This is a genomic window from Planococcus sp. A6 (assembly GCF_028823615.1).
Taxonomy (GTDB): Bacteria; Bacillota; Bacilli; order Bacillales_A; family Planococcaceae; genus Planococcus.
In genome coordinates, this window is record NZ_JAPEHT010000096.1 from 1 (window position 1) to 12,884 (window position 12,884).

Genomic DNA, 12,884 nt, shown 5'->3' on the forward strand with positions numbered 1-12,884 from the left:
TTTGAATTCATCACTGTGGATTTTAAAAGATTCTACTTATGTAATGGGAATATAAAATAAATTCAAATTGATGGGAATTAATGTTAATATCAATTAAAGAAATCTACGTGCACCCATAGCGATTCGTAAAAGGAGAAATGGAGATGCAGTATTTTATCGGAATTTCACCACCTGCAGACTATACAAACCAAGTGAGCCAATTCAGGAAGCAGTGGCTGGACAACTGGATTGATGAAATAGTTGAACCGCATATTACCTTGAAAGCACAAGGCGGCTTCACACCTGATGAGAGCTGGCTAGAAAATGTGCGGAAAGCTTGCGAGAAAACGAATCGTTTTGAAGCAACTATTGGCGGAACGGCATTTTTTGGTGAAGAAATTCTGTATTTACAGGTTGAATCGCAGGGGCTGAAGAAATTGCACGAACGGCTTGTTGCGGTAGTTGAACCAACAGATGAAATGATCGTGCAGTATTTCGAACTTGATCGATTCGTTCCCCATCTGACTCTGGCAAAAACGAGTTACGGATTGTCGGTACGGCAGTTAAAAGAGATGGCGCAGCTCGCTAGTGAAGAGTTGAGTATTTGCCAGTTTGAGGTTGATTCTATCCGAATTTATCAGGAAAGCATCAATGGCAGCTATCGAAAATACATGGACATTCCATTAGGCTCGCACAAGAGCTAAGCTAAAAAATGACAGGAGAATGAGGCAAACATGTTCAAATCATATATGGCCGCAACCGAAAAATACCGAAGCTTCATCATTGCCTTCAACTGTTTGATCGTCCTCATCATTTCATGGGGGAATAATTGGGTGCTGACATGGATTATGGTGGCAGGCCTCATTATTTGCTCATTGATCGGCATCTCGGATTTAAAGCAAGCTCGTGCGCAGCAAAATTAGAATATAAAGTGTACATAACAATGAAAAGTCCCTCTGCAAAAAAGCAGCGGGACTTTATGTATTCAGTCGGAAGATTTAAAAGTTGGAACGTCTCAATTAATCCGTTTTTCTATAGCGTATATTCCTAATAGAAGAACTGCAATGAAAGTATTTATCACTAATGCCCCCGAGGTCAACAGCACAGCTTTTTCAGTGCCGGTATTTAAAAATAAGTAAGTTCCCAATGAAATGGCACATACCGCAGAGATAGCCAAGATGATTTTTAACAATACAATTACTTTTTTCATCAATAACGCCTCGAAAGGAAAACCCACGAGGTAAACAAGGTGCTGATCATCAATGCGGTTAAAAGGGTAATGGCATCACTCGCGGTTAAGTGGATGATATTAAATTCAAGCAATGAATTGAGTGCGAAAGAATAGAATAAAAAAGCAACAAATGAAAAGAACATGCCTTTTTGACGGATCAGTTGCATCCGTTCATCTTTTTGGGCAAATTGTGGATACAGGTAACTTAAACTAAACGCCATGACAGACATGGAGAGGATCATATAGGTTTCCGATAACGGAGCACTATTGTCCATGAATGCTGCGAGGAGCAAAAACCCTCCCATCAGAAAAAATAATGAGCCTAGAGCTGAAAATGCGATGCGGTAACTGATAACAATTCCTCCTTATTGATTCGACAATTCAATCCGATCCTTCTTCTAAAAAGAAGATGTTCTCGACGGGGGTAGTGAAAATTCGGCCCATCTGCAGGGCAAGGGGCAAGGAAGGATTATAGCGCCCTTTTTCGATTGAAATGATCGTCTGTCTCGAGACGCCCAGTTTTTTGGCGAGCTGGTCTTGTGAAAAACCGTGTGTCTCCCGCAATTCCTTCAACTTATTATCCACTTCATCACGTCCTCGTAGTTATAATCCCATGTTACGTGTAAAGTTTGTTTTACGTAAAGTTAACTTTACAGATAATTGTTCAAAATTCCTATGCACAAAAAAAGACGAAGCCTATTCCAGGGCTTCGTCTTGTTCAAGTGGTTCCGTCTCGCGGTAGCTCATTCGAACCGATTCCTGCAAGGCAGCGAGTTCCTGTTCGATTTCGGGGAATCCCGGAATTTCAGGAATTACATGCTCCGCGAACGGCCATTTGCCTTCCATTGTGTTCGCCATCATTTCAAAGAACAGGTAGAGCTGTCCGAGTTGTACGGGAGATAAGGCGAGCCTGTCTTTTTGTGCCGCGTTCTCGAGCAGGAAGCCAAGCTGTTCGGCTGCGAAGAAGACTTGCTGCAAGAGAGCGAGATTTTCTGGCCGCTGCGGCAATTCGCCTTGTGCCGTATCGAGCACCAGCTTCAAATTGGTCAAATTAGTGCGCATTTTCTTCAATTCGATCGGCTGCGCTTCAAGGTCCGGGCTGTAAGGTGAAAACAGCAAGCTCATAAAGCGCTGCTGGCTTCGCAAAGTTTTGGCCGAATGCTGGGGAATCAAACTGGAAGCGCGGCGCCGGCCAATCAATAAGACCCCGAGGAGCCCGATGGCGGAACCGATTAAGACGTCGACAATGCGCGCAGAAGCGAAATAGGAAAGGTCTCCGATCTGTGAAGTGCTCTCAGCAATCATCAAAGCATTTGGCGTGATAAAGAATGCCGCAACGGCATAGTTTAAAACGATGGCGAGTTCTGTCAGCGCCGTCAACGCGAAAATGATCAATGCGATAGACAGCCCATCCGGTTGGAAAGACAAGATGATCGCCGCCACTACAATACCGACAATGGTGCCGGCTGAACGTTGGATGGAGCGGTTGAATGTCGATAGGATGGTAGCGCCGGACATAACTGCTGCGGCCGATAACGGAACCCAATAAGACGGGTCGATCGGCAGAAAATAAGCGATCAATGCAGCGAACGCCAAGACAATGCCAAAACGAATGGCCGCAAAAAACACCATTGAATGTTTATTGAAAGAGCCGGTAAAGACGGATTTGAACGGTTCTGCGGTGAGCTCGGTATCGCGCGTTCGTTTATCGCGCTGGCCGGTGAGGATATCGTAGGCTTTCCGTGTGCTTTCGGTCAAAGCATCGCCCGTTTCAGTCTGTAGCCGCGGTGCGGCAGCAAAGGATTTTTTGCCGGACGCTTCAACCGAGGAAGCGATGAGCCGCAAATTATCAGCGGTTTCTTTCGAGACAGCGGAAAAGCGGTCGCCGCGTTTGATGATTTCGGCATAGATCGCTTTTGCCTGCAGGTGCAATAAGTTCAACTGCACGAGCCGGTTCGAGCGCGTCCATTTGGCAGAGGCGTAGCCGAGGTCCGTTTCAGCAGATTTCAAAGCGGGCCAGGTGCGCTGGCGTATAGCATAGAATTCAGCGGAGCCGGCAGATTCAGCGAGCACGGCCAGTTCGGCATATTCTTGTTTCACTGCCTTGGTTTCTGCGGCGTGAGGCTTGAAAGGGTAGGCCCACATCGCCATCAGCCAGGACAGCATGCCGCCCAGGAAAACCAGGAATGCGTTCAATAAGAACAAGGCCGGGTTGTCGGCCATATTATTATTGATCAAAAACACCAGCACGAAGAAAATAGCGGATGGCCCTGTAAATTGATAGGCACCGAAGATGAAGACCGCCAAAGCGCCTATGACACCGACTGCTGCGGCAGCGAGAAACGGCTGCCCGGACAGCAGGACGCCAAGGCCCGCTGAAAATGCCAAGCCGAGTGCGGCGAAAAAGATTTTCTTCGAGCGCAGCGCGTACGGTTCATTGAACATATAAAGAAATGCCAAGCCGCCGAGCCCTGCGATCAGTCCGTATTGCAACTGCCCCAACCAGACGCCGATCAGTACGGGAAGCCCGGAGCTGATGCCGGCGGCCAAAGCTTTAGCCCAAGGCAGCGGGCGTTGGTTGATGGCGAAAGCCTGTTTCAGGAGCCTGCGGAATTCCTCGTTCTTTGCGGTTCGGTTTCGTTTCATTCCAGCGCCTCCTGACGAATAAATTCTCTTATGGCTATTATTCCACAGATTGTTTTTGAAGGGCGACTCTCAGCCGTTCGCTTGCAGAAATTCACTGGTCAAAGTTCTGGATGCCTGCATGTTTCATTTCCAGATCGATGTTGGACTTTGAGAGAATTACTGGTAAAAACCCTATTTATTATAAAATTTATTATTCGTTTTTCAATATTTTTATTGTCCTCTTGAAGCTATTATTTTTTGGCGGTGAACATACCACGCGATTAAAAAACATTCAAAAATCAGTTGCAACAAGAGGCGGGAGCTTCTTGAAGTATTCTTATTACCTAGACGGTACATGCCTTATGACTCGTAAATGTCTTTAAATTGTTATGCGTCAGAAAGTTTTTACCCATCTCGTAAAATTATTAGTACCTAATACTAATGTTAGGTGCTAAAATGAGGTTAGTAAGCTAAAGGGGTGTATGAATGAGCAGATCAGCAGCACGAATTACAGCCATCGGATCGTATGTACCCGAAAAGAGGCTGACGAATTTGGACTTGGAACAATTGGTTGAAACAAATGACGAGTGGATCCTCCAGCGCACCGGCATCAGAGAGCGCCGCATTGCGGGAGAACACGAATTTACGAGTGATATAAGCACGAAAGCAGTACAGGATTTGGCAGAGCGCTACGGAAAGTCGTTCGACGATGTCGATTTGATCATTGCCTGCACGATGACGCCTGACTTTAAAACACCGAGCGTGGCCGCAATGGTCCAGGCGAAACTGAATATCCCGAACGCAGGCACGATCGACTTGAATGCGGCTTGTGCAGGATTTTCCTACGGCCTGCAGATGGCGAACGGCTTGATCACTTCCGGATTGCATAAGAAAATCCTGGTGATCGGGGCGGAAACTTTCTCGAAGATCCTCGATTACACTGACCGCTCGACATGCATCTTGTTCGGCGACGGTGGCGGGGCGGTCCTGGTCGAACACGACGCAGACAATCCAAGCTTTATCGAATCGCATATGGGAACCAACGGCGCCTTGGCGAGCAATTTGTATTGCACAGACCTGGCAGATGAAATGTTCGGAGAAGACTTGGCTGCCCGAAATGTGGTCTGGCAAAATGGCCGCGAAGTATACAAATGGGCGGTCAATACAGTGCCAAAAGGCGTCAATGCCTTAATGGAAAAAGCCGGCGTGTCGCCTGACGATGTGGATTGGTTCGTGCCGCATAGCGCCAATTTGCGGATCATCGAATCGATCTGCGCAAGAAGCGGATTATCGCTCGACAACACCATCTATTCACTTGAATATTACGGCAACACATCTGCCGGCTCGATTCCCTTGTCGCTTGCCGAAGGCGTGAAAGATGGGCGCATCGAAGCGGGCGATCAATTGCTGCTGTACGGATTCGGCGGCGGCTTGACCCATGCCGGGATGCTGGTGAAATGGTCGATTTAATAATTGTATTTTTAAACTCCTGCTATGGCGCAGGAGTTTTTCTTATGGAAGAAAATAATAGTGGATTAATAAGAACGTTTGTTCTATAATGAAATAAAAAGAGTGAATATTCCGCCAATAGGTTTATAATGAAAATCATAATCACGTGAATGTATCCTGCAAAGAAAAAGGTGAGGAGCATGGCAACCAGAAATGTGGAGCGGCAAGCGAACGGATTGGCTGTAGAAGCGGCGGGACTGGTAAAAGTGTACGGAAAAGAACGGGCGGTAGACGGCGTGGATTTAGTGATTCCAAGAGGCACGGTATACGGATTTTTAGGGCCGAACGGGGCGGGGAAAACGACGACAATCCGCATGCTGGCGACATTGATCCAGCCAGACGACGGCAGCGCAACCATTTTCGGGCACGATTTGAAGACGGAAAGTGCAGCCATCAAAAGCCGCATCAGTTTGACGGGCCAATATGCATCGATTGATGAAGACTTGACCGGAATTGAAAACTTGGTGTTAATTTCCAGGCTGATGGGCTACACGACCAAGGAAGCGAAGTTGCGTGCGGCGGAATTGCTGTCGGCATTCGGCTTGGAACAGGCAGCAAAACGACAAGTGAAAAAGTATTCGGGCGGGATGCGGCGGCGCATCGATATCGCCGCAAGCATCGTCGTGACGCCGGATCTATTGTTTCTCGATGAGCCAACGACCGGCCTCGACCCGCGCAGCCGCAACCAGGTGTGGGAGATTGTGCGCGCGCTTGTTCAGACGGGGACAACTGTGCTGTTGACGACACAGAATTTGGAGGAAGCGGACCAACTGGCAGACCGCATTGCGGTCATCAATCAAGGCAAGATTATCGCAGAAGGCACGAGCAGTGAGCTGAAAGCGTCAGTCGGGACCGGCACCTTGACTGTACAATTGCTGGAAGCGGCCGACCAAGCACAAGCAGCAGCCATTCTTGAACGCAAGCTCAGCGTCCCGGTTCACACATCGACAGACGGCGTGACGCTGAGTGCACAGGCGAAAGATTCTTCCATCGTCGCAGAAGCACTCGGCGAACTGGGCAGAGAAAAAATCGGCATCAGCGATTTTTCGCTCGGGCGGCCGAGCTTGGATGAAGTATTTTTGACATTGACCGGACAATCCGCCAGCGATCAACCGACTGAGGAGGAAAACTCATGAGCGTGCAGATCGAACATGACAAAACGACTTATGAAGAAGTGCATCCTTTGAACGCCATCGCGGGTGGCAAGCGGCCGGATCCGCCGAATGCCCTAGCTTCGACGATGGCGTTTGCCCACCGCGCGTTGCTGCGAATCAAGCATGTCCCGGAGCAGATGTTTGACGTGACGGTGTTTCCGATTATCTTTCTATTGATGTTTACGTATTTGTTCGGCGGGGCGATTGCCGGGTCTACGGGCGAATACCTGCAGTTTTTATTGCCCGGCATTTTGGTCATGACGGTGTCGCAGATTACGATGTACACCGGCATCGACTTGAACAACGATATCCGAAAAGGCATTTTTGACCGTTTCCGTACCTTGCCGATCTGGCTGCCATCCGCTTTAGTCGGGGCATTGCTCGTCGACGTCATCCGCTACTCGCTGGCATCGGCAATTATGATCGGCCTTGGGCTGGCGCTCGGATTTCGGCCGGAAGGCGGAGTGATGGGCGTGTTGGGCGCGGTGCTGGTCATCTTATTGTTTTCGTTCAGCTTCTCCTGGATCTGGACAGCCGCGGGCATCATCATGCGTTCCGAAAAATCTTTGATGATGGTCAGCTTTTTGGTAGTATTCCCGCTCACCTTCGTCAGCAATGTATTCGTCGATCCGTCGACTTTGCCTTCCTGGCTGCAAGGCTTTGTCAACATCAATCCGATTTCCATCCTGGCAACAGCGGTGCGCGGCTTGATGCACGGCAACGGCACGTGGGAGCAAATCGGCTGGGTGGTCGTCGTATCCGCGATTTTCGTGGTGATTTTTGCGCCGCTGACCATGTATTTGTATCGAAGAAAAGAATAGTGGATTTGATGGAATTTGCAGTACTGAAACCGGATATCTGTTCATTTTTATCATTCGCTGAGAATAAAAAAGACCCCTGGATAGGGCCGCGTCAGCAACTGTGGCCTTATCCGGGGTTTTATTTGAAAAGCTAATCAGGTAACTATGATCCAGTAGTCACTCCCAAGAGTGCCGGTAATCATGAAGGTAGCTTTCCATTTTCTTGGGGGATTGGCCGGTCAATTTTTGATAATCGGAAGTTATGCCTTTGGCTAATCCCAATTTGGTCGGGAAATGGATGCCGATGACGACATTGATAAATCCTTTGTCTTTTCCTTGGCTTAGCATGTACTGTCTAAAATCTTTAGGCGAGGGATTCGTGTAGATAATTGGCTTGCCGAGAATTTTTGTCATTTTTTCTGCAACTTGTGAAAAGTTTAGCGCTTCATCGCCTGTAATCACATAGGCTTTATTTTGGTGCAAGTGTGGGTTCTGAAAAGATAAAGAAGCTATTTCCGCCAGATCCCGTACATCGACAAAGCTGGTTTTTCCCATGCCGGCTGGTACATAAATGCGCTGACGCTCTTTAATTTCCTGTCTTAAAAAATCATTCAGGTTCTGCATAAAATAGCCGGCGCGGATGAAAGTATAAGGGACTCCAAGGTTGCGAATCAGTTTTTCGTTTTTATGATGGTGGATAAACGGCAAAAACTGTACATCTTTTACCGACAGGTAAGTGATGTGACGGATGCAGTTTCTTTTAGCTGCTTCTAAAAACTCCGCAAACTTCAGGTTTTCTCCAGGGGGATACATTAAAAACAGCTGATCTACTTTTTCTAAAGCTGTGTTGAAACTTTCCGGATTGGCAAAGTCCAACGATGCAAATTCGTAGGCATAGCCGTATTGTTTCCTGGCTTTTTCCACATTGCGCACCGCACATTTAAAAGGAATGCCTTTCGTTTTTAAACTCTGGGCAACTTCATATCCTACGTTCCCGGTAAAGCCAGTCACCAGTACAGTCATCTAATCCACCGCTTTCCTTGAAATTATGTTGTGGGTAAAGAGCGAGCGAAAATCACCAATACAAGGCTGTTTATGTCGTTCAGTATAGCATGAGCCAGTAAGCTGTTTTGATAAATCCGAGCTTATAACTGAAAAATTGCAAGCATATAGATATTATTAATTGAAAATTCTGTGTATATTGTAAAGGAGAATAAAATGGATTCTTAGTACAGGAGAGGGGGAGGAGTAGAGTGAAATGGCTGAAACGCTTGTTGATTAAATTACAGCGAATCGCGGTTCTTGCGTTAGCGTTATTGCAGCCGGCCTCCGTGTGGGCAGTGGAAAAAGCAAATGGCCGCTTATTTGAAGGCGAAGGAGCAGATCCGCTCATTACGCCGGCAGGATACGCTTTTTCGATTTGGTCGGTTATCGTTCTCGGAACAATTGCTTATGCTATTTATCAAATCCTCCCTATCAGCTATTCCAATACTATTTATGACCGCATCGCTGCGCGTTCCAGTTTAACCTTCATAGGTTTTGGTCTGTGGATTTGGAGTGCTTCCAACGAATGGCTATGGGCCACGGTTTTCATCTTTGCGGCAATGGGGCTATTGCTGCGGTCAGTATTCTTGAACCTATTGGATGTTTCCTTGACTTCCCCAGAGAGATGGATCGTCACGGGCACTTTTGCGCTTTATTATGGGTGGACGACGGTCGCTGTATTTGCCAACCTGTCATCCGCACTTACTTTTTATGGATGGCCAGTCACAGGCTTGTGGGGCATTTTATGGCAAGCAGGAGTTTTAACAGCCGCTACAGCTATCTCGTTACGGCTATTAGCGGAAGTTGAATATCAAAAAGCTTATTATGCCACCATTCTATGGGCGTTTGTTGCCATTAGCGTTGGTGCGGTGTTGGCTGGTTGGAAAGCAATTCCGTTAGCGCTCATTGCTGTAACGGCTACCTGCCTGATCGGTATCAAAGGCTTGAAAATTTGCCGTTCGAGAAATAGCCCAAAGTTGTCTGGGGTCCATCATGCTGTTTAAGACCGGAATGGCTGATTCTGCGAAATAAAGGCGAATTCTGAGCAGATGCCAAATTGACACCCTATTTCGAATTGGATATTATTAGTAAAACAATAGAGCACAGCTTATCAATAGAGTTGAACAGGGGAAGACCTATCGCCTTTTGAACAGGCGATAGGTCTTTTTAGCATAAATACAGTGGGCAAATGCAGTTGGCAGCTTTGTCGGCGCATTAGTGAACTTTGGAGGCAAATACATATGGCAAATAGAAAAGAGCAAATATCATTCAACTGGGTCGGCAGCGAAGAACATTTTGTCGACCAGCTGGATATTCAGCAAATCGGACCTGTCGCAGTGGGCAGATTTGGCGGTAATTCAGCGGCCGGCCAAACGAAAAATGAAGACGGCTGCCTGGTGTGGGCCAATGCAAGGGAAGACTGGGAATTCACCGTCTTGCTGGACGCCCATCAAACGGCCGAAAGCGCGGAGCTCGTCGTTGCGGAAATTGGCCGTTTGGAAACTTTAATCACTGAAGCTTTAAAGTTGCCGGTAAAACAAGCATTCAGTCAGCTATCGGAGATTTTGCTGGCAAGCTTTGAAAGCGAGCGTTTTAAAACAGCATGCAGAAAAGTGCAAGGCGAAACGGCTGTCTTATGCACAGCAAGAAAAGGCAAATTCCTTTGGTGGCTATCTGTCGGTGATTGCCTATTGTACTTGTTTCATCCTGAACTCGAAGCGCTCGGCGAGATGCAGCAGAATCATCGGAGCTTCTATGAATGGATCGGCAAAGCAAACACATTCGAGTTGCCGGTTCCTTGCTTTAGTACAGGAGCGAAAGAATTAAGAAAAGGCGTCAATCACATTTTGCTGACGACCGACGGGCTGGTGGAATGTCCGAACACCGATTTTTCAAATCCGCTGGAAGTGGCAAAACGTTTTGAACTGGCTTCAAATATAGAGGGCGTACAAGCGTTGCTGCAAGAAATCAAAGAAAAAGAGGTCCGTGACAGCACCACCATCTTGTCTTGGATAATAGAAGTGGAAAGTGAAGCGACACGCCCTGGGGATGAGCCGCAATAAGTTTCGTTGTCCTATTTTTATTTGCAAAAGGGATTTTAAGGAAAAAAGAAGAATGAGTATAAAGGTGCGTAAATAAGGCAGTGGGATGCTGCCGTAGATAAAAAGGGGATTATTCGTGGAACAGACAACTGCACAAACATGGAATTTAACTTCTTTATATGCCGGAACAAGCCGATCAGAAGAACTGAAAGCGTTTATGGCAGATTTGCAAAATACACTCGAGCAAGCGGCTGGGCAATTGCAAAATTACCGCGAGATGGACGAGCGGGACAACGATGCCTTGCTGAAAGTCATTGATCAATTTCAATATGCCTTGCTTGCTTGGGAACAGCTTGATGATTTCGCCATCTGTGCGTATGCAGAAAACGTGGCGGATCAGGCAGCGATCGCTTTGATGGATGAAAGCGCCGTGTTGAAAGCAAAGCTCGCTTCGTTGCAGATCGAATTGGATCAAGCCTTTGCTGAATTTCCCGATGCGGATTGGCAGGAGTTTACCGCTTCTGGCCGTATTCAGGACTCGGCGTTTTATTTGAATGAAAGAAGAGGGATGGTCAAAGACCGGTTGCCGGCTGAACTGGAGCGCATGATCAGCGCGCTGTCCGTTAATGGCCTGTCGGGCTGGGAACAGCAGCACGAACTGGTGTTAACTAAATTGAGAGTGCCAATTGAAGTGGACGGGGAACTGCAGCAAGTGTCGATCGGCCAGGCATTGAATGAAGCCATAAACGGCAAAGACCGCGCCAGCCGAAAGCGGGCAGCTGAAGCTGTGGACGAAACGTGCGTAGCACACGCGGATACAGTGGCAGCCATTTTGAACCGTGTGGCTGGATCTCGTTTGGCGATCTACGAACAGCGAGGTTGGGACAATAAATTGAAAGAGATGCTCGAGCACAATCGAATTCAGGAAGCCTCAATCGATGCGATGCTCACGGCCATTGACGGCAATAAGGAGTTGTACAGAGCGTATATCGAACGGAAATTGAAAGTGGCGGGCCAAGATCCAGCCAGTTGGTTCGATTTGGAGTCGCCGGCGTTTTCGCTTTCAGACAAAGTGGATTTTGCCTCGGCGAAAACCGTCATCAGCAAGCAGTTCCACCAGTTCAGCGACAAGCTCGGGAATTTTGCCAACCGCGCATTTGAACAGGATTGGATCGAAGCCGAGAACCGGCCGGGCAAAGCAGAAGGCGGCTTTTGTGCCTCGATGCCACTGGCCAAAGAAAGCCGGATTTTTGTGACTTATCGTGATACTTATCAGGACTTGGTGACCTTGGCGCATGAACTGGGCCACGCCTATCACAATCAGATCATCCACGACGAACCGGCGCTTGCGCAGCAAAAAGGCACGAGTGTTGCGGAAACGGCTTCTACGTTCATGGAGAATCTAGTGCTGGATGCCGTAATCCAACAGACGACTGACGAAAACGAACGGCTCGCCATGCTCGAAATGAAAATCCGTGACGGCTTAAAGTACGTCGTGAGCGTGCCGAACATGTTCCGCTTCGAACGTAAGTTTTATGAGCAACGGGCACAGGGCATGATTTCCGCAGAGCAGATCAAAACGATGATCGCCGAAGTGGAAAATGATATTTACGGCGGACTTGTTGAGGATTTGGCTCTTTACAAATGGATGTTCATCGGCCATTTCTACGATGCCGAAAAAGCGTTCTACAATATTCCATACACGATCGGTTATCTGTTCAGCAATGGTGTATATGAACAAGCCAAACAGCAGCCAGACGGATTCGCGGAACGATACGATGCGCTATTGCGCGATTCCGGAACGATGACCGTCGAGCAATTGGGCAAACACTACCTGGAAGCAGACATCACGCAAGTGGACTTCTGGCGAGATGCACAGAAATCGCTGACTTCCGCCATTGAAGAATACTTGGAGCTGACTGAGAAGCATATTGCAGCGGCGGGTAAAAATAAGCAATGAAGAAAATGGAAACCGACCGATTGGAAATCATTCCTTGCACCGCAAAAGTGACTCAGCTGCTTCAAACCCAGCAGTACGACAACGGCCCCGAAATTGACCGCCATTTACAAGAGTTGCGAAAAGACCCCAGCCTGTTTACATGGGGGAGCTGGCTGATTATCCGGAAACCAGATGGCCAGGTAATTGGTGATGCCGGATTTAAAGGTAAGCCTGATGATCAGAAGCAAGTGGAGATCGGATATGGGTTGCTCGAGCGGTACTGGAATAAAGGCTATGCGACCGAAGCGATGAATGCGTTGATCGAATGGGCGCTGGCACACGAAGAGGTAGAAAAAGTGATTGCGGAAACCGATCGTGACAATCAGTCATCCATTCGCGTGCTTGAAAAGATAAAGATGAAAAAAGCGCAAGAAACTGATGGCATGATTTGTTGGGCAAGACAGCAAAGTAACTAGTGCCTGATAACTTTGAAGGCTGAATTCTCAAAGGTTCAGCCTTTTTTCTTTTTATTTATCCGTAAGGAGCAGGTAAGGAAAAAGG

Annotated in this window: 14 protein-coding genes; 9 read left to right on the plus strand and 5 right to left on the minus strand. The window is 47.7% G+C overall.

From position 1 onward, the window contains the following. Positions 1-143: 143 nt before the first annotated feature. Positions 144-683, plus strand: a complete 540-nt coding sequence (locus tag ON064_RS13400) for a 2'-5' RNA ligase family protein (protein ID WP_274625156.1) — start codon at positions 144-146, stop codon at positions 681-683. A 30-nt stretch (positions 684-713) separates the two neighbouring features. Beyond that, a complete protein-coding gene (locus ON064_RS13405) occupies positions 714-902 on the plus strand; it encodes a hypothetical protein (protein WP_274625157.1) in 189 nt (62 codons plus the stop codon). A 92-nt stretch (positions 903-994) separates the two neighbouring features. On the opposite strand, the gene ON064_RS13410 is transcribed toward ON064_RS13405, so the two are convergent. The 4 genes from ON064_RS13410 to ON064_RS13425 all read right to left on the minus strand — a co-directional run bounded on the left by ON064_RS13410 (position 995) and on the right by ON064_RS13425 (position 3,856). Beyond that, positions 995-1,189: a hypothetical protein gene (locus ON064_RS13410; RefSeq protein WP_274625158.1), complete on the minus strand. Its 195-nt coding sequence runs from the start codon at positions 1,187-1,189 to the stop codon at positions 995-997. Beyond that, positions 1,189-1,503, minus strand: coding sequence for a permease (locus ON064_RS13415; RefSeq protein WP_274625159.1), 315 nt, complete (start codon positions 1,501-1,503; stop codon positions 1,189-1,191). Before ON064_RS13415 ends, ON064_RS13410 begins: the two co-directional genes overlap by 1 nt. Positions 1,504-1,591: 88 nt before the next feature. After that, entirely contained in the window at positions 1,592-1,795 is a 204-nt protein-coding gene (locus ON064_RS13420) for a helix-turn-helix transcriptional regulator (RefSeq protein ID WP_274625160.1), read from the minus strand. A 111-nt stretch (positions 1,796-1,906) separates the two neighbouring features. Beyond that, a complete protein-coding gene (locus ON064_RS13425) occupies positions 1,907-3,856 on the minus strand; it encodes an FUSC family protein (RefSeq protein WP_274625161.1) in 1,950 nt (649 codons plus the stop codon). A gap of 465 nt (positions 3,857-4,321) precedes the next feature. On the opposite strand from ON064_RS13425, the gene ON064_RS13430 reads away from it, so the two are divergent. The 3 genes from ON064_RS13430 to ON064_RS13440 all read left to right on the plus strand — a co-directional run bounded on the left by ON064_RS13430 (position 4,322) and on the right by ON064_RS13440 (position 7,319). Next, the gene (locus tag ON064_RS13430; RefSeq protein ID WP_274625162.1) at positions 4,322-5,305 is read left to right on the plus strand and encodes a ketoacyl-ACP synthase III; all 984 of its coding nucleotides are present in this window, start codon (positions 4,322-4,324) and stop codon (positions 5,303-5,305) included. A gap of 179 nt (positions 5,306-5,484) precedes the next feature. Further along, positions 5,485-6,480, plus strand: a complete 996-nt coding sequence (locus ON064_RS13435; protein ID WP_274625163.1) for an ATP-binding cassette domain-containing protein — start codon at positions 5,485-5,487, stop codon at positions 6,478-6,480. Then, positions 6,477-7,319 carry an ABC transporter permease gene (locus ON064_RS13440; RefSeq protein WP_274625164.1) on the plus strand — a complete coding sequence of 281 codons (843 nt, stop codon included), beginning with the start codon at positions 6,477-6,479 and terminating at the stop codon, positions 7,317-7,319. Before ON064_RS13435 ends, ON064_RS13440 begins: the two co-directional genes overlap by 4 nt. Before the next feature lie 156 nt (positions 7,320-7,475). Here the strand turns inward: ON064_RS13440 and ON064_RS13445 are convergent, their stop codons facing one another. Next, the gene (locus tag ON064_RS13445) at positions 7,476-8,321 is read right to left on the minus strand and encodes an SDR family oxidoreductase (protein WP_274625165.1); all 846 of its coding nucleotides are present in this window, start codon (positions 8,319-8,321) and stop codon (positions 7,476-7,478) included. 230 nt (positions 8,322-8,551) lie between these two features. Here ON064_RS13445 and ON064_RS13450 point away from each other — a divergent pair, with 230 nt between their 5' ends. The 4 genes from ON064_RS13450 to ON064_RS13465 all read left to right on the plus strand — a co-directional run bounded on the left by ON064_RS13450 (position 8,552) and on the right by ON064_RS13465 (position 12,799). Beyond that, the gene (locus tag ON064_RS13450) at positions 8,552-9,346 is read left to right on the plus strand and encodes a hypothetical protein (protein ID WP_274625166.1); all 795 of its coding nucleotides are present in this window, start codon (positions 8,552-8,554) and stop codon (positions 9,344-9,346) included. 237 nt (positions 9,347-9,583) lie between these two features. Beyond that, entirely contained in the window at positions 9,584-10,405 is an 822-nt protein-coding gene (locus ON064_RS13455) for a PP2C family serine/threonine-protein phosphatase (protein WP_274625167.1), read from the plus strand. Positions 10,406-10,520: 115 nt separating this feature from the next. Then, positions 10,521-12,344, plus strand: coding sequence for a M3 family oligoendopeptidase (locus tag ON064_RS13460; RefSeq protein WP_274625168.1), 1,824 nt, complete (start codon positions 10,521-10,523; stop codon positions 12,342-12,344). After that, the gene (locus tag ON064_RS13465; protein WP_274625169.1) at positions 12,341-12,799 is read left to right on the plus strand and encodes a GNAT family N-acetyltransferase; all 459 of its coding nucleotides are present in this window, start codon (positions 12,341-12,343) and stop codon (positions 12,797-12,799) included. The genes ON064_RS13460 and ON064_RS13465 overlap by 4 nt, the downstream gene beginning before the upstream one ends. Positions 12,800-12,884: the final 85 nt, after the last annotated feature.